Source organism: Haliscomenobacter sp., assembly GCF_033763495.1.
Taxonomy (GTDB): Bacteria; Bacteroidota; Bacteroidia; order Chitinophagales; family Saprospiraceae; genus Haliscomenobacter.
This window is the reverse complement of sequence record NZ_JANRKL010000065.1, coordinates 23,525-41,762: the sequence shown is the minus strand read 5'-3', so window position 1 is coordinate 41,762 and position 18,238 is coordinate 23,525. Positions and strand designations below refer to the sequence as shown.

Here is an 18,238-nt window from a genome sequence, read left to right as displayed (position 1 = left end):
GATTAAGTAGTGTTTCAACAAAACACCTGCTCATGAAGTTGTTCAACAAACGCCAATTTTTACAAACCATCGCCACGCTAAGCGGGGGGGCCATACTTCCGACCAAATCTATGGAATCATTTTTTCAGGAAATCGAACACCTCCAGCCACTGGAATTGGCAAATGATGATGCTTTTTGGCAAAAAATCCGTGGCGCTTATGGGGTGACCAAGGACTTTATCCACCTTGAAAATGGCTATTACTCCCTGGCCGCCAAGGAGGTGTTGGAGAACTACATCGGGCACATTCAACGGGTAAACACCGTTTCGTCCTACTACATGCGCACCCGGCAAGGGGAAGATAAACTGGCTTCCCGCCAAGCCCTGGCGCGTTTATTGGGCTGTTCTACCGAAGAACTCATCATCACCCGCAATACCACCGAGTCGCTGGATACCATCATTGCAGGCATCGACTGGAACCCCGGCGATGAAGCCCTGATGGCGGAACAGGACTATGGGGCCATGCTAGACATGTTCAAACTCCAGGCGCGGCGCTATGGCATTGTCAACAAAATGGTGTCGGTGCCCCTGCATCCGGCTTCAGACGAGGAAATTGTAAACCTTTACGAAAAGGCCATCACTCCAAAGACCCGCCTCTTGATGATCTGCCACATGATCAACATCACTGGCCATATTTTACCCGTGAGAAAAATCACAGACATGGCTCACCGCCATGGGGTGGAGGTGATGGTGGATGGCGCACACGCCTTTGCTCACCTGGACTTTAAAATCAGCGATCTAGGCTGCGATTATTACGGCAGTAGTTTGCACAAGTGGCTGGGCAACCCGCTTGGAGCAGGCATCCTGTACGTGCGCAAGGAGAAAATTGCCAAAATCTGGCAACTCTTCGGCGACATGGGTTATGCCGACGACGACATCCGTAAACTCAACCACACCGGCACCCACCCAGTAGCCACGGACCTGGCCATTCTGGATGCCATCCGCTTCCACGAAATGATCGGCATCCAGCGCAAGGAAGCCCGCTTGCGCTACCTGCAACACTACTGGACGGATCAGGTGCGCAATCATCCCAAAATTCTGCTCAACACCCCGGCCGATCCCCAACGTTCCTGTGGCATTGCCAACGTGGGCATCCAGAGCATCAAACCGGCTGACCTGGCGAAAACCTTGATGGAAAAATACAAGATTTTCACCGTAGCGATCGATTATGCGAATGTGCATGGCGTGCGGGTGACGCCGCATTTGTATGTGAGTACGAAGGAGTTGGATGTATTTGTGGGGGCGTTGAAGGAGTTGGCGGGGTGAGGCTACACCGCAATCTCCTTCCACCTCCCCTTCCTGAAAATCAGAATCAAAACCACCGCCAACAAACTTTCACTGGCAGGCACGGCAATACAAATGCCCATCACCTCCAAATCCATAGTTATTGCCAGAAAATAGGCCAGCGGAATTTCAATCAACCAAAAGCAGATGAAATTTGCAATCATTGGGGTACGGGTATCGCCAGCACCATTAAAGGCCTGACTGATCACCATCCCGAAAGAGTACATTACGTTGCCAATGCTTAGGATGCGCAGGGTCATCACCCCAATCTTGGTAACCTGGGGCAGATCGGTGAAAAAGGTCATAAAAAAGGGTGCAAAAACAATACATATCACCGAAACGCCCAGCAAAAATAGCGTATTGAAATACCCAGCACGCCAGGCCGATGTTTCTGCCCGATCGGGTTGTTTGGCCCCCAGGTTTTGCCCTACCAGTGTTGCTGCCGCGTTGGCTAGGCCCCATGAAGGCAACAGCGCAAAAATGATCACCCGAATGGCAATGGTATAACCCGCCACCGACTCGCTGCCAAACCGTGAGATGATGCGCATCAAAAAAATCCAACTCGCCGAAGCAATGATGAACTGAATGGCACCGGAAACCGATACCTCCAACAAACGTTTGATGATGCCCAGGTCAATTTTCATCATCTTGCGCTTGATCTGAATGGCACCCTTACCCCAAAACAGGTTGTACAATTGATAAAGCACCCCAATGCTGCGCCCAGTGGTCGTTGCAATCGCTGCACCTGTTAAGCCCATTGCCGGAATCGGGCCCAGACCAAAGATAAAAATGGGGTCCAAAATGATGTTCAATCCGTTGGCAAGCAGGAGCGTCCGCATGGCAATTGCCGGATCACCCGCGCCCCGAAACACCCCGTTGAGCAAAAACAGCAGCAGGATGACTACGTTGGAGCCAAACATGATGCGTACAAAGTTGAGACCCGTCTTGATTACTTCAGGGCTGGCCCCCATAAAGCGCAGGATATCTTCGGCGAAAATGAAGCCAAGAATCCCGGTTGTCACACCAAAAGCTACTCCAACTACCAAAGCTTGGAAAGCGGTAAAGGAAGCCGCTTCGGGATTTTTTTCCCCAATTCGCCGTGCTACCAAAGCTGTAGCTCCGGAACTACAACCAATGGCTACAGAATAAATCAGGGTAAGAATGGCTTCAGTAAGCCCAATGGTAGTGACTGCTTCCACACTCACTTGTGAAACAAAGAAGATGTCGACCAGCGCGAACAGGGACTCCATAAACATCTCAATGACCATGGGAATAGCCAGAATGAAGAGGGCCTGGTTTAAATTGCCGGTTGTGTAATCGCGCTCTTTGCCTTTGATCGCGTCAATGATAACAGTCAGCGTTGAATCTTGCATAGTTGAATTAGGTTAGGGTCGGTGGGGTTGGGTCATTCAATCTCAACGGTCACTGAGCTGGTCACTGAGCGAAGTCGAAGTGAAGTCGAAGTGCCGTTGAGATTGAATGATCCAACTTCGAACCCTTTACCCTCCGTTTCCGTTCCATTCGTCGCCTAAAAAATTTAGTTTAGACAGAATTTTTTATTTTTCCGATTCACAAATAACGCAGAAAAATTAGTCATCCCGAATTTTTAGGATAACAAACCGCGAATGCGGTTGAATTTATAATAGCCCCGGTCGTCCGGGGTCATTTTGGTAGCAAAAGGTTTCGCAACCGCGGATGCGGTTGAACTTTCTGCTCAATTGAGTTCAACCACTGCCGTGGTTGCTGCCAATTTTGACCCAACTATTTACCCCGGACGACCGGGGCTATTCAAAATTCAATCGCTCCGCGATTAGGTTTATGCTCGATTTTGACTTTTCAAAAATTCGCGACGACTCATGTTTTTGCGTCATACAATGAAGCCAAATATGTCCAGACTTTTACTGTTGTTGTGCTTTTTACCGCTGGTTGTTTTTTCCCAAACACCCGCCAAAAGAATGTTGGAACATGCCGACATCGCCAAATGGAAAAGCATTGAATCCTCCAAAATATCGGGAGATGGCCGTTGGGTCGGCTACGTCGTTAAACCACTGGAAGGAGATGGTGAATTGCGCCTCTACGATGGCCAAAGTGATAAAACGATGAGTGTGCCCCGGGCCGAAAACCTCAACTTTAGCCAGGACAGCCGCTTTCTCGCCTTCATCATCAAACCTTTTCGCGATAGTACCATGAACATGCGGCGGCGCAAAGTCAAAAGGGATGATCTGCCCAAAGATACCTTGGGGGTTTACGATTTGCGTACCATGAAATTGAGCAAATACGCCGGGGTAAAATCCTATCAGATGCCCGAAAAATGGTCGGGTTGGCTGGCTTATTTGCGCGAACCCGCGAAAGCCCTACCGAAAGACACTTCCAAATTTGTCTGGAAAAAAGAAAATGAAGAAAATGGCAGCCGCCTGGTTTTACTCGAGTTGGGCGCCAACCAGGAAAGGCTGATCGGCTATGTCAAGTCGTACCAGCTGGCACGCGACAAAGCGCGGATTGCCTGGTACACCACTGGTGGCGATCCTGAGCAAAAGCCCGGCGTATACGTATTCGATGGTGAAACCCGCCAAACCAAACACGTTTTAGCCCAGAAAGGCAATGTCAAACAACTCACATTTGACCGCCCGGGCAACCAATTGGCCTTCGTGGCAGATTTGGATACTACCAAGGCTCGGGTTCGGCCTTTTGGTTTGTACCATTGGCAAAGTACGGCGGATAAAGCTCGTTTGGTACTTGGAAAAGGCGCTAGTTTTTTACCCAAAGACTGGTTGCCCAGTGAAAATGGAAACCTCTCTTTTGCCAAGGATGGCTCTAAGCTCTATTTTGGCATTGCCCCGCCTCCCATCTTGATTGACACGACCTTACTAGAAGAAGAAATTGTCAACGTAGAAGTATGGTCCACTACCGATGAGCGGATTTACCCCATGCAAAAAGTACAGTTAGAGCAGGACCGTCGCCGCTCCTATACCTGCGTGCTGCATGTAGCAGATGGTAAACTGGTACAATTGGGGAGCCTGGATATTCCGGAAGTTCGCCTGAGCAACGAGGGCAATGGCACTCAGGTACTTGGCATCTCGAACAAACCTTACCGGGTACAAATGACCTGGGACACTGAACCCGTCAACGACGTATACCTGATTGATGTACAAAGTGGCAAAAAAGAAAAAATCGCCACCGCTGCACACGGCAGCCCCAACCTCTCTCCGATGGGCAAATATGCTTATTGGTACAGTTTTACCGATAGCGCCTGGATAGCCTGGAACATTGCCAAAAAAAGCCTGGTCAAATTGAGCAACAACGAGAAGGTGAAATTTTACGACGAGCTGGCCGACAGCCCCGAGAACCCTAGCTCCTACGGTTTTGCAGGCTGGACCAGTGAGGATGATTATTTTATGGCCTACGATCGTTACGACATCTGGATGCTCGACCCCACTGGCCAGCTCAAGCCTACCAATCTAACCAACATGCGGGCCGAAAAAACGCGAATGCGCTACATCCGCACTGATCCCGAAGAGCGTTCGATTGAAGAGGTAAAACCTCTGCTTTTGCACCATACCAACGAACTTAGCAAAGAGGAAGGCTACATGTGGTACGACATCCATAGCGGCAAAAAACGGCCCTTACAAAAAGGGGCCTATAATTTCTCCATGCAGGTACAAAAGGCCAAAAACGCTGATCGTTGGATCTTTACCCGGGAAAATTTCCAAACCTTCCCGGACATCGTTTATTCCGCTGATCTGCAAAACATCAAGACCATCAGTCAGGCGAATCCCCAACAAGCTGAATTCTTCTGGGGTACCTCCGAGCTAACGGAATGGACTGCGCTGGACGGTCAAAAACTACAGGGTATTCTGATCAAACCCGCTGGTTTTGATTCCAAGAAAAAATACCCTATGATTACCTACTTCTACGAGCGGATGACCGATCAGCTTCACCACCACTGGACCCCAGGCTACAACCGCAGCATGCTCAACTTTTCACAGTTGGCCAGTCGTGGCTTTTTGGTCTTTATCCCAGATATTCCTTACCGCATCGGTTACCCAGGTGAAAGCGCCCAAAATGCGATCATTTCCGGAGTGACTGCCCTACTGGACAAGGGTTTTGTGGACAAAGACAACCTGGGGGTACAGGGCCACAGTTGGGGTGGCTACCAAATCGCTTACCTGGTCACCAAAACCAATATCTTCAAGTGTGCCGAATCGGGTGCGCCTGTGGTAAACATGGTGTCGGCCTACGGCGGGATTCGTTGGGAAAGTGGCATGAGCCGCATGTTCCAGTACGAACATACCCAAAGCCGGATTGGTGGGACCCTTTGGGAAAAACCATTGCGTTACCTGGAAAATTCCCCCATCTTTTTCATCGATAAGGTGAGCACTCCACTGCTGATCATGGCCAATGATAAGGACGGAGCGGTTCCCTGGTATCAGGGTATCGAATTTTACATGGGCCTGCGCCGTCTGGGTAAACCCGCATGGTTGCTGAACTACAACGAAGAAGGCCACGGCCTGGTCAAACTGCAAAACCGCAAGGACTTCCAGTTGCGGATGTTGCAGTTTTTTGAGCACTATTTGAAAGGCGCGCCAAAACCTGCGTGGATGGAGAAGGGGGTTGCGGCGATTGAGAGAGGAGTAAAATAAAGATGAGAGATGAAAGATGAAAGATGAAAGATGAAAGATGAAAGATGCTACCGCAGGGACATTGAAAAGGTCTTGTCAAAAACGCTGCGGTAGCATCTTTCATCTCTCATCTTTATTCAATCACTTTCAACACCAACTTCCCATTTTTCTCCCCCGTAAACAACCTCAAAAAGGTCTCGTAAAAGTTCTCGATTCCCTCATAAATGTCCTCACGGGTTTTGAGCTTGCCTTCCTGGATCCATTGAGCCATTTCGCGGGCAGCGGTTCCGTAGTTTTTGGCGTAATCAAAAACGACCATACCTTCCATTCGCGCCCGATTGACGAGCAGGGATAGGTAATTGCTGGGCCCCGCCACAGGCGTGGTATTGTTGTATTGAGAAATGGCACCACAAATCACCACCCGGGCTTTGAAGCGCAAGCGAGTTAGGGCGATGTTGAGGATTTCGCCGCCGACATTGTCAAAATAAACGTCGACACCTTCCGGGCATTCCCGTTTTAAACCAGCCTTTACATCTTCGTTTTTGTAGTCGATGGCCCCGTCGAAGCCCAATTCGTCCAGAATGTAGCGGATGTTTTGCGGGCCACCAGCAATACCGACCACTTTACAACCTTTGATTTTGGCAATTTGTCCCACCACGCTGCCTACTGCACCCGCAGCTCCGGAAACGAGCACAACGTCACCTGCTTTGGCCTGGCCCACGTCCAGCAAACCATGATAAGCCGTTTGGCCGGGCATACCCAGCGTGCCGATGTAGGTAGGTAAAGAAGCCAGATTGGGGTCTACTTTGAACCAGCCTTTTCCTTCTGTTATCACGTATTGCTGTACCCCGCCATTCCCTGATACGTAATCACCTACGGCCAGATTGGGGTGTTGATTGACGGCGATCACTTGCCCTACCGAACCGGCACGCATCACCGCTCCGATTTCTACAGGTGGAATATAAGACTTGCTCTCATTGAGCCAACCCCGCATGGCGGGATCGAGTGAGATGTAGTGCTGTTGGATCAGGGCTTGGCCTTCGGCCAATTCGGGTATGGGGTGCTCTTCCAATTTCCAGGTATCAGCAGTTGGCAGTCCCACTGGTCTCTTCACCAGGATGAGTTGTTTATTTGTCATCGTACCTTAGGTTTTGCAGCATCTGGCTGCCAGGCGGAAAAAGAGTTTTCCACTTCGAAAGTTAGATAAATTTCAATGAATGTAAAGATTGACCTGCTTATTTTGCCGAAATGCAAATTACAAAATAGTGACCAGGGTCTGACCAGTACGTCTCTAGAGTATATTTTTTCCAAAAGAGCTTTATAGTCAATATACTTATTCCCCTTAGCTATTTCTAGTACCATTTAATCTTTCAATCCATGAGAAAAACTACACTTGTAGGGCTTTTATGGGCACTACCGTTTATGGTGATGGCCCAACAAACTAAGGATGTGCCCTCCTTGGCTAAAGAAACCTGGAACGCTGGTTTGTTTTTAGGGTATTCCAATGTTTTGGGCGATTTGGTTGTGCCTAATTTCACATTCAACAATCCCAATTTTGCTTACGGCTTTTTTGTGAGTCAAGACATTACCAATCGACTTGCCTGGAGAGCCAATTTTTATTCAGGGCGTTTGAATGCATCTGATTCAGATTACGATGAACATAGAGGGCGGAATACCGATTTCTCAACAGCCCTGATTGAGCTGGGATTTAATGGAGAATATAGCCTGATTAAAAAAACACCTGCACCTGCTTATGGTGCACCCTTTAAACTTCGATTGGTTCCTTATCTGACGAGTGGTTTGGGGCTTGGGTTCATCAACCCTTCGGTTTCTTATGGAGGAGTACTGAAAACTGAAGAAGCACAGGACAAGGCTGCGAAAAAACCAAAAACAAACCTGGTGATCCCCATTGGGATTGGAGTGAAAGCTGATTTGAGCAGGAATATTTACCTGGGACTTGAATTTGGCTATCGCCTTACTTTTACGGATTACATTGATGGGGTAAAGGTGTCCGGCGATCCGAAAAATAAAGATGCATACAATATTGGTGGCTTTTCCCTGGGTTTCCATTTGAGTGAAAAAGATACTGACCGGGATGGGGTAGTGGATACGGAAGACAAATGCCCTACCATTGCGGGAAAGGCTGCTTTGCAGGGGTGCCCCGATGGGGATGACGATGGAGTAGCGGATAAAGCCGATAAGTGCCCAGATGTAGCTGGATTGAAACACCTGGGAGGCTGCCCTGACCAAGACGGGGATGGCATTGCCGATGGGGAAGATACCTGTCCAGATGTGGCAGGGTCAGTACGTTTTTCCGGCTGCCCCGATACCGACGGTGATGGGATTCCAGACAAAGAGGACAAATGCCCAACTGTGGCAGGGGTAAGTGCCCAACAGGGCTGCCCAGACAATGACGGTGATGGTGTAACCAACGATCAGGACCAGTGCCCTGATCAGGCTGGCCCTGCGAGCATGAATGGCTGCCCCGATCAGGATAAAGACGGTATTGCAGACAAAGACGATGAATGTCCGACTATTGCTGGTTGGAAACAATTCAATGGTTGTCCAGATTCCGATAGCGATGGGGTTGAAGACCGCAAAGACAAATGCCCAAACACCTTTGGGTTGCAGTCAAACAATGGTTGCCCAGAGATTAAGGCAGAAGATAAAGCAGTATTGGCTTTTGCGATGAGCAACGTTAATTTCGAAACCAATAGTGCCAAGCTATTGACTTCTTCATTGGAGGTTTTGGACAAAGTGGCGGAAGTAATGCGGGGGTATCCGGAATTCAAATTGATGATCGAAGGCCATACAGATGATGTGGGCGATGCGGCTGCCAATCAGCGTTTGTCTGAAAACCGAGTACAAACTTGTGCATTATATCTGCAAAGTAAAGGCATTAACGCTGCGAATTTGCGTACTCAAGGATTTGGAGAAAGCAAACCCATTGCAGATAACCGTACGCCTGCAGGACGGAAACAAAACCGGAGGGTTGAGTTTCGGGTGGAGCAACAGTAAACGAAAAAAAATAAATGCCTACCTCTCTAAGGAATCACCTTAGAGAGGTAGGCGTTCTCAACGGCTACCCCATTCCCACAAGCCAAAGGAAATCTTCTTATCCAGGGGATGCCCAGATTGTTTCAGCGTTAACGCGATTTGCCCACGGTGGTGGGCTTCATGAGCGATTAAATATCCCAGAAAACCCGTTGGATGGGGCTTAAAACCCTTGATCCGACCTTCAACTACCCCGATTTCAAACAACTGGGCGATCGCTTCCCCACTTTTTTGCAGTTGTTCGATCAGGAGCGATTTATTGATGTTTTCCTTTTCAATTTTATCAGCCAGTGCCAATAAATCGGGTTGAGCAGATTTGAGCCACATCAGGCGCACATTGTGCAGGTGTGCAAACTGCTCGCCCACATTGCGGCCTTTGGATGCAGAAACATCGCTTAGGGAGGTCTCTGCAATGGCGTCGAGCAAATACAAGTTGATGCGGTTGTTGATGTGCCAGGTTTCGGTGAGTAGATGCATAATGAATGCTGCAATGGTGATCAAATCATATTTTTTCAATCAAAATATCCAACTTAATGCCTGCGGGATTGAGCTTGGCTTTGACTTCAGTGATGGCTTCCAGTGCGTCCTTGCGGCTGGGGTACAAATCCTCTAAAAATAGGATGTAGTACTTGCCTTCTGGAAAAAAGCAGGGCCCCCAGATGCCATTGACGGGCACACCCAATTTGCGAAAACGCCCAATCGCCCGTTTGAGTAAATCGCTGTCATAAAACACCCCCATACGCACCATGAAGCGTTGATCTCCAACACTGCGCAAACGACTGCATGGATAGTGAATGAAACCCTTAGTTGTATACACTACAATCTTTTCGCGTAGATTTCTAGCTTCTTCGGGCGTCAAACTCGATTCAGGGCGATAAATGTAAGGAAGGCTATTTTTCACAAAGGGTTTAATATCAGTAGAGTCGAGTATAATGTCCTGGATCAAATTTTCATTGCCATACAAGCGCTGCATGTAAGCCGTCATTTGTTGTTCGTAAGTCGCTTCATCAACATAACGGATGGGTTTCTTTTTGAATTCTCGCGCCAAAACCAGGGTCATGGCTCCAATACAAGCCAGAATAACCCCCATTTGTTTGTAAACTGGCCGTTCAAAGCGCAGCAGATTGTTGAGGTTCTGGCGCAGCGGCAAGTTGTTGAGCCAGTCGACAAATTGGGTCCACCAATCGCGGGTACTGATGGTTTTTTCTACAAATTGGGTGAAATCATTTTTGGTGAAAAACTGCACCACCCGGCGCTTGAGTTGAAAATCGGGGTCATCAATTGATGGCGCCATGTGGAGTTTTACCTTGAGGTCTTCCCCTACTTCGACCATTCCAAACCCATTGTGGATACACTGTCGGCGCAATTCTTTGAAATAAGGATCTTCATACCCGGAAAACACATCGTGGGCATAGGCGACCCACTGATCATCGGCAAAATATTGGTTGAATTGGGCAATGGCGTAAATGTAGCGGTAACGAGGCAAGGGGCGCAACAAATAATACCAAATGAGTCCAAATAAAAAGATGATGACCTGTAGTAGAATTACACCCCACAAAAAGTAATGCGGCAACAAGGCCAACCATTTTTGAACATGAGCCAAAATAAACAACAAGGCTACCGTCAAATAAGCCATGGCCGCAGCATCCCAATAAATCAATTGTTTAAGAATGGTGAAACGCAATTCATCGCGCCGATGATAATCTGTAGCTTCAAAAGTGATGATAAAATTGCGGCCATCTTCTTCCTTGAAGGCCAAAAAGCCATCGGCCACAATCCCCCCAACGCCGCGTAAATCCGAACTGACTTCAATATCACTGGCCCGCGGGCGACCCTTGTAATACCCCCGCAAAAACTTCAGTACCTCCTTTTTAATTTCATCTTCAGTTACCTGATTCATCTGCTGCTTTTCACTTTTCGCTATTCGCTATTCGCTTTAAACGTAGCCCCGCATCGCGTATACCAACATCCCCACCCATTCCTTAAACAAAGCCTCCCAATCACCCAATACGCCGGGATCAAACTGAACCCAAGCCCAGCCGCCCAGATTAGACCTTTTGTAGTCGGTGCAATAAAAATCAAACTCCAGCCCAGTCTTGCGAAAACAAGCGCGGGCTCGCCGCATGTGCCAGGCGGAAGTGATCAGTATACAGCTGGCCTGGGGGTATTTGGCTTTGATGATTTTTGCGGAAAATTGGGCATTTTCCCAGGTATTGCGGGCTTGGGGTTCTACAATCACCACCTTGCGATCAATGCCCATGTCTTCCACAAAATCTACTACTTCCTGTGATTCCAGTTTACCTTTGGTAATGATGTTTGCCGACCCTCCAGTGAGCAAAATATTCCTGATTTTGCCCTGCTGGTACAACTCCAAAGTTTGGGTCAGGCGATTGACACTGGGGTTGAAATGATGTCGCCCATCCTGAGGATACCCATTGGAATTGCTGTACCCACCCAACAAAATTCCAATGTCGTAAGATTGGGTCAATTTTTGTGGTGGCAATTCCCACATGCCACAGACTGCTTCATACAAACCCCTATTGCTGAATAGGACCAAAACGACCAGCAAGATCAACGCATAACGACGGCGCCGGGCCGCTCGTTTGCTGATAAAGGCCAGAAAGGCCAGGATCATCACCCAAAATATTGGGCGAATCAAAAACAACAGGGCTTTGGATAGGAAAAAGAACATATTTAAGGTTTATTCGTAGGTGCAACCCAATGTGATTGGCCCTAAGATCAAAATGTAAAATAGCTCTGAAAAATAATGCTCAAAACCTCTGGCCGCGTCAACTTCAGTAAGCTGTACACAAATATAATTCCGTATAAACCGCCCCAAAAGTGCGCATTGTGGCCTATGTTGTCATTGCCGTAACGGTCCATGTAAGCGGAATAGGCCAGGTAAAGGATGCCGTAAATGCCAGCTGGAATGATCCAAAATACCCGATCCCAGGGATTCATAAAGATGTAGCCAAAAACGACTGCGGATACGCCTCCTGATGCTCCGACAGCCCGGTAACTCGGATTGTCCCGATGCCGGAAATAGTCTGGCAAGGCCGACAAAACGATCCCGCTGAAATAGAACAAGATGTATAGTGTGATGCCAACTTGTGGCCCAAAATAAGCTTTGAAGTAATACTCAATGCCCACTCCAAACATCCACAGCGTGATCAGGTTGAACAACAAGTGATTGCCATCCGCATGCACCATTCCATGGGTCAGGAAACGGAAATAATCGTTTTGCCGCTTCATCTCGTAGGGAATAAACATGAGCTTTTGGTACATGTCGGGCCGACTAAAGGCTTGCCAGGAAATCAGGCCGGTTAGCACCAACAATGCCAAGGTAAAGTTCAATTGCTCCATTGCAGTTAACTGTTGTGATATGGTTCATTGCGCAAGATAGTCATCGCACGGTACAGTTGCTCTAAAAAAAACAAACGAATCATCTGGTGGGAAAATGTCATGGCCGACAGAGAAAGTTTATAATTCGCACGTTGATACACTGCTTCGGAAAACCCAAAAGCACCACCGACCTGGAAAACGAGGCGTTTGTAAGGGGCTTGAAACCACTGATCCATGTTGGCCGCAAATTGCTCGGAGGTATAGACTTTGCCCCGCTCATCCAGCAAAATCAGGCAGTCGTCATTTTTGAGGCGCTGGAGGATTTGTTCTCCTTCCTTGATTTTGAGTTGTTCAGCGTCGAGTTTGCCGCCGTTTTTGATGTCAGGAATCAACACGGTTTCATAGGACAAATAGTGTTTCAGGCGGCGTTCGTAAATGCTGCAGCCCTCTTCGAGGTATTTGTCGGCGGTTTTGCCGATGTAGGAGAAGGTGGTTTTCATTAAGTCTTGTTAAAACATAAATTCTTTATTCTGCTTGCGCCGCAGGCGCATCATTTCTTAGGTGAATCCCTTAGATGCCCTTAGGTGTCTTAGGTGGTGAAAAGAAAAAATGCCCTGCGGAGCAGGGCCCTTGTTCACCAACTAAGACACCTAAGTTCACCTAAGGCGGCACCTAAGACGTTTAGGTGTTGAACACTAACGGCATCTGGAAGGTAAAGCTGTGCAGCGAAGCTAAGCGATTTTTGTAAAAGAGGCCCTTTTCAAGAACCTACAACACCTTTCCAATCACCAATTCCCCCACTTTCTCGCCTTGCTTCTGCCCATTTGTAATGGCATCGATAAAGTGAATCCCCCCGTATAACCTCGAAATCCCCGCCTCAGCCGCCGCCTGTTTAAAGGAAGTAAAAGAGCGTTTTTTTAATCCAAAGCGTTCCTCCACCGTATCCGTATACGCAAAATTATCCCCAAAAAAATGGGTCAAAATAGTCGCAGCTGCCGAAGAAATGGTAGAGTGCCCACTGAGGTATTCCGGGAATGGTGGAGTTTGCAGGAAGGGCTTCCACTTTGGATCGATGTATTTGCGGATGGCCGTTTCCGGGCGGACGCGGTTGCTGCGGTATTTTTCATCCCAGCAGCAGTAAAAGCCGTCCATCAGGCCAATGGCCACCGTAGTGTACACCTGTATCGTTTTGGCTACACTTGCTTTGCTTTGGTGGCAGGCAATACCCGCAATGCCCATCCAATGCGCGCCCGGGGAGATTTTTTTCATACCCACCATCAAGTGCCCATTGTCTTGGAGGGCGAAGGGGTTACAATCCCAAAAGGCGGCGATGGCCCGTTTTTCTTCAGTCAAATCCTGGGCATACACCTCTTGCATTTGGGCATAAAAGCCGGATTTTTTATCTGCCGAAAAAGGCTCGGGCGGTGCTGGTTTGAACTGCGCGGCCGAATCCAGGGTGAAGGGCCGAATGGTATTGAAATAAGGCTCCACTGGTGCAAAATATCCTGGTGGTGTGGGATACCAGGAGCCTTCAGTCCCCAGTGGTGTATAGCGTGGATAATTGCTGATCCGGTTGTAGCGGTCAGCCTTGGCGTAGGCCAGGATTTGGGCGCTGATGGCCTGGGCAAAAGCCAGGGCATTATCCAGTTGAATAGGGTCAACGCCAGCTATTTTTAAGGAATCCAGCCATTTTTTCTCTAAGGTATCCAGTCTTGGGCCGGAAGGTTGGAGTTTTTTCGCGGTTTCGTACATGGCCAGGGCGGCGGCCAGTTGGTGGTCGTATTCGCCAGTGATGTTGGGCTTTTCAATTTTTGGGAAATCGTTCAACTTGCCGTGCATGGAAGGGAATTCCGAATCGTGTAGGGCGATGACCTCGTAAGCGGCCAGACAGGTGTACGAAAAGAACCGGGCAGCGAGGGGCGGATTGCTCACGTCGTGGATCATCACGTCAGTCATTTGGGTGATGACTTTGGAGATGTCACGGGAGTCGATTTCGGGGCTGACTGCTGCCTTTTTTGTACAGGCAAAAAAGGTGAAAAGCAATAGGCAACTGTAAATGTACTTCCGCATGAGTGGTGAATTGTTTATGGAAATTTCATGCGTTGAATGCACAATTGCACATTCAACGACTAAAAAAGCTTACTCATCATCAAAATTGATACGCCTTAACTCCTTGCTGGTTTACCCCAACAATCAACTTGTTCTGTACCACCAACACACTCCGCACATCCCCGACTAACCGCAAACCTGCCTGTTTTTGTGGAACTTTGCTGAATGTCCCTTTTCCATCGCCCCGCAAGATCAAGCCATAATTCGCATCGTATTTGCCAAATTTCAAACGCGCCTTGCTGATGTTTCCACCCAGGAACAAATCCTTTTTCCCATCCTGGTCAAAATCCAAACTGCTAATGGCAAAAATGGGCGAAGCCTGCACTTCCAGGGGCAGCGGTTTTTCTTGAAATTTACCTTTGGCATCCGCCACAAACAAGGCCGTTTTGAGGTAATTGGCTTCCAGGCGGGTAGCGCCCTTCAGCTCATCAGCTGTAAACACTTCCTTCAGCGTCGCATCGGCATAACTCTTGTAATCCGGGAAACGACCCCGCATGATGCTCATTTGATCCAACAATTCATCTCGGGTGACGTATGGATAACTGGTGCCCTGTTTGAAAAAACAAAGGATCGGATCCACCGCACCGTTGTCGTCAAAATCTTTGAAGTACAATTCTGCGGGTTCTTTTTCGCTGGCTTTGAGTTGGGAGTTTTGGCCCAGGTTTCCGACCAGCAGATCCATTTTTCCATCGCCAGTCAGGTCTTCGAGCAGCAATTTATTCCAACAGCCCGCGTATTTTTTGTCAAAATAATCACCACTCACGTCGGTCCATTTGCCCCCTTTTTGACCCCAAACGGTGATCGGCATAAATTCACCAACAATGATCAATTCCGGCTTTTTATCCCCGTTCAAATCGTGCCAGACTGCATCACTAACCAGGCCAATATTTGCCAGGGCAGGGGCGAGGCTGCTGGTTTGGTCTTTAAACTGCCCCTTGCCGTCGTTGACCAGGAGGTAGCTGCGCGGAATTTCAGGGTAACGGCCCGGAAGGACCCTACCTCCAACAAACAAATCCATATTCCCATCCCCGTTCAAATCGGCAGCTCGAACACAACTTTTACTGACCAACATCTTCGGCAGGGCCTTGGCCTTTTTACTGAAATTGCCTTTGCCATCGTTCAGGTACAGGCGGTCCTGCAGGGCGGCATCGTCGGGTAGGAAATTGGCATAACCTCCGCTGCACACGTACAAGTCTGCTGACCCATCGCCATTGGCATCGAAGAACAGCGCATCGGCGTCATCACTGGCTTTGTCGGCATCAAAAGCGGCCTGATTGTTACGCGTGAACGAGCCATTTTTATTTTGCAAAAACAAAGCCCCGGCCTGGCCACTGCCACCTCCAACATAGACATCTTCCAGGCCATCCCCGTTTGCATCGCCCTTGGTCATACATGGCCCAACTTGCGAAAGCGGGTTGCTAAGCAAGGGTTGGCGTTTAAAATCATTGAGGCTGTTACTGGCTGCGGTATAGGCAATTGGGCTGGTCACTTCTTTAAAAATGGTTGGAGCGGCGGCGGCTGGTTTTGAAGTTTGAGCCCCTGCATTTTTTTCACTCAAAGTCAATTGCTGGTCAGCTTTCAACTGGCGCAATACTTCAGTTTTACCACTCAACCAGGTTATTTTGAGGCTATCAATGGAACTGCTTTCGCCCAATCCAAAATGCAAAACCGGGCTAACGCTGGATTGATACCCACGGGTTGGCATTTGTTCCAGGTACTGCATTTTATTACCTTGGTAAATCGTCACTTTGGCACCCAGGCCTAGTTTATTTTGCCCATCACCTTCCAGTTTGACCTTGAGGTAATGGTGTTTAAATCGTTTATCCGCTTCGTTTTGATAGATGGCCGCGGCCAGATTGATGTTGTTCACCACCAGATCCAGGTCGCCATCATTGTCCAAATCGGAGTAGGCGGCACCATTGCTATTAGAAGGCTGAGCAATGCCCCAGGCCTGACTCAAGTTTTCAAAACTCAGGCCATCCACGTTTTTGAAAACATAGTTGCTGAGGTTGGAAGCCGGGATTTGTTGCACCAGTTCCAACACGTTTTGGCGCTGGATATTGCCCTGGTTGTTTTGGACGTAGTCGCCCATGTATTTCAGGAAGTCGAGGTTGGTATAGTCGCGCAGGTATCCATTGGTGATGTAAAGGTCTTTCCAACCATCGTTGTCGTAGTCGGCAAAAAGGGCAGCCCAGCTCCAGTCGGTACTGGAAATACCCGCCAATTGACCCATTTCGGTAAAAGTCAAAGTTCCATTTACTAGCCCCTGGTTGATCTGGAGCATATTGCGCATGTACTGGTGACCAAAACCTACGCGGAGGTTGAAGTCAAATTTTTCGTAGTTGTCGGGCGCCATCAGGAGTTTCTGGCGGCGATTGTCTTCTGGCAACATGTCGAGGGTGAAAATGTCTACCAGGCCATCGTTGTTGACATCGGCTGCGTCGCTGCCCATCGAAAAATGGGAAAAATGCCCGATGCTGTTGTTGATTTGATTGACAAAGCCGCCCCGCTGATTGTTGATGTACAAAAAGTCGGGGATGGTGTAATCGTTGGAGATGTACAGGTCGATCCAACCGTCGCCGTTGTAGTCGGCCATAGCGGCACCGAGGCCATAGGAGAGCGCGGAACTGAGCAGTCCAGCTTGTTGGGTAATGTCTTTAAACAAGGGTTGTCCATCAGGGCCTTTATCCTGGCGAAACAGGCGCATGCCATTTTCGGGGTCGTCTACTTTGAGGATTTCGGCAGTGGTGGCCTCATCCAAAACCGGGAGTGAGCGAGGGTTGTGGTTCAGCAAAAATAGGTCCAGGTCCCCATCCTTGTCATAGTCAAAAAAACTGCCCTGAGTACTGGTGGCGGGGCTGTTGAGGCCGTATTCGGCAGCTTTTTCGGTGAAAACGGGCTTGCCATTGGGGTCTACTCCTTGATTAATGAACAATTGATTTGCACGAGCTTCGGGGCTTACACTGCCCGAATAACAAACATAAATGTCCAAGAACCCATCGCCATTGACATCGGCCATAGTGGTGCCCGTTTTCCAGGGGCCCTCCCGGCCGGTTACGCCAGAACCAATGGTGATGTCTTCAAAAACCATATTGCCCTTGTTCAAATAAAGGCGGTTGGATTGCATGTTGCTGGTGAAATACAAGTCGTCGAGGCCATCGTTGTTAACGTCTCCTACTGCTACACCACCACCGTTGTAGAAGTATTCGTACATCAGGACGTTGGTATTGAGGCCTTCGGTGATGGCATTTTGGAAATCCACGCCCGTTTTTGCTGGGTCGAGCAGGGTGAAAAGGGCGTCAGCGGGAGTGGTACTTTTGGATGGATCACTCTTGCACTGGCTTAAAAAAAGAAGAAGAATTAGCGCAGGAGTTGCTTTAAGAATGGTGTAGATGGCTCTCATTATTGGCATTGTTTCAATGGATACGGCTCCAATTTGAAGTGTTTTCAAGTAGAACAATAATTACAAGATGAACGTGAGTTTTGACTTGTTTTACTTAAATAGCAAAAAAATGACTTGTTTTTTGAGTAAAAAAAGCCACTCACTCACCACATTTTTTACCGCAGAGTTTCGCGGAGTAAACACAGAGTTTCGCTGAGTTTAGGCCACCTTCGGCGGCTAGGATTACTCAGAGGCGCATTGAACGAACACTAATGACAAACAATCAAATTTTAATTGTATTTGACTTCTAGCCACCAAAGGTGGCAATACTCTTGAAAACTAATAGAACTCTGCGAAACTCTGTGTTTACTCCGCGAAACTCTGTGGTAAAAAAATCAATTCAGATCTCA

General features: G+C 48.4%; 12 protein-coding genes. 3 read left to right on the top strand and 9 right to left on the bottom strand.

The window, feature by feature from the left end; translation table 11 throughout:
- Positions 1-32 precede the first annotated feature (32 nt).
- Positions 33-1,304 carry an aminotransferase class V-fold PLP-dependent enzyme gene (locus tag SFV55_RS07605; RefSeq protein ID WP_320028885.1) on the top strand — a complete coding sequence of 424 codons (1,272 nt, stop codon included), beginning with the start codon at positions 33-35 and terminating at the stop codon, positions 1,302-1,304.
- 2 nt (positions 1,305-1,306) lie between these two features.
- Here the strand turns inward: SFV55_RS07605 and SFV55_RS07600 are convergent, their stop codons facing one another.
- The gene (locus SFV55_RS07600) at positions 1,307-2,695 is read right to left on the bottom strand and encodes an MATE family efflux transporter (protein ID WP_320028884.1); all 1,389 of its coding nucleotides are present in this window, start codon (positions 2,693-2,695) and stop codon (positions 1,307-1,309) included.
- A gap of 513 nt (positions 2,696-3,208) precedes the next feature.
- On the opposite strand from SFV55_RS07600, the gene SFV55_RS07595 reads away from it, so the two are divergent.
- Entirely contained in the window at positions 3,209-5,962 is a 2,754-nt protein-coding gene (locus tag SFV55_RS07595) for a prolyl oligopeptidase family serine peptidase (protein WP_320028883.1), read from the top strand.
- Between the two features lie 112 nt (positions 5,963-6,074).
- Here the strand turns inward: SFV55_RS07595 and SFV55_RS07590 are convergent, their stop codons facing one another.
- The gene (locus SFV55_RS07590) at positions 6,075-7,079 is read right to left on the bottom strand and encodes an NADP-dependent oxidoreductase (protein ID WP_320028882.1); all 1,005 of its coding nucleotides are present in this window, start codon (positions 7,077-7,079) and stop codon (positions 6,075-6,077) included.
- A gap of 239 nt (positions 7,080-7,318) precedes the next feature.
- Between SFV55_RS07590 and SFV55_RS07585 the strand changes: the two genes are divergently transcribed.
- Positions 7,319-8,959, top strand: a complete 1,641-nt coding sequence (locus tag SFV55_RS07585) for a DUF6089 family protein (protein WP_320028881.1) — start codon at positions 7,319-7,321, stop codon at positions 8,957-8,959.
- Between the two features lie 57 nt (positions 8,960-9,016).
- Here SFV55_RS07585 and SFV55_RS07580 read toward each other — a convergent pair whose 3' ends face one another.
- From SFV55_RS07580 to SFV55_RS07550, 7 genes are all read right to left on the bottom strand, one after another.
- Entirely contained in the window at positions 9,017-9,496 is a 480-nt protein-coding gene (locus tag SFV55_RS07580; RefSeq protein WP_320028880.1) for a DinB family protein, read from the bottom strand.
- Position 9,497: 1 nt separating this feature from the next.
- Entirely contained in the window at positions 9,498-10,895 is a 1,398-nt protein-coding gene (locus SFV55_RS07575; protein ID WP_320028879.1) for a hypothetical protein, read from the bottom strand.
- Between the two features lie 36 nt (positions 10,896-10,931).
- Complete coding sequence (locus tag SFV55_RS07570) at positions 10,932-11,687, bottom strand: YdcF family protein (protein ID WP_320028878.1); 756 nt, start codon at positions 11,685-11,687, stop codon at positions 10,932-10,934.
- A 47-nt stretch (positions 11,688-11,734) separates the two neighbouring features.
- Entirely contained in the window at positions 11,735-12,358 is a 624-nt protein-coding gene (locus SFV55_RS07565; protein WP_320028877.1) for a rhomboid family intramembrane serine protease, read from the bottom strand.
- A 5-nt stretch (positions 12,359-12,363) separates the two neighbouring features.
- Positions 12,364-12,837 (bottom strand): 23S rRNA (pseudouridine(1915)-N(3))-methyltransferase RlmH, encoded by a 474-nt coding sequence (rlmH, locus tag SFV55_RS07560; RefSeq protein WP_320028876.1) that lies wholly within the window; start codon positions 12,835-12,837, stop codon positions 12,364-12,366.
- 268 nt (positions 12,838-13,105) lie between these two features.
- Positions 13,106-14,407 (bottom strand): vanadium-dependent haloperoxidase, encoded by a 1,302-nt coding sequence (locus tag SFV55_RS07555; protein ID WP_320028875.1) that lies wholly within the window; start codon positions 14,405-14,407, stop codon positions 13,106-13,108.
- 79 nt (positions 14,408-14,486) lie between these two features.
- Positions 14,487-17,849 carry a VCBS repeat-containing protein gene (locus tag SFV55_RS07550; RefSeq protein ID WP_320028874.1) on the bottom strand — a complete coding sequence of 1,121 codons (3,363 nt, stop codon included), beginning with the start codon at positions 17,847-17,849 and terminating at the stop codon, positions 14,487-14,489.
- Positions 17,850-18,238: the final 389 nt, after the last annotated feature.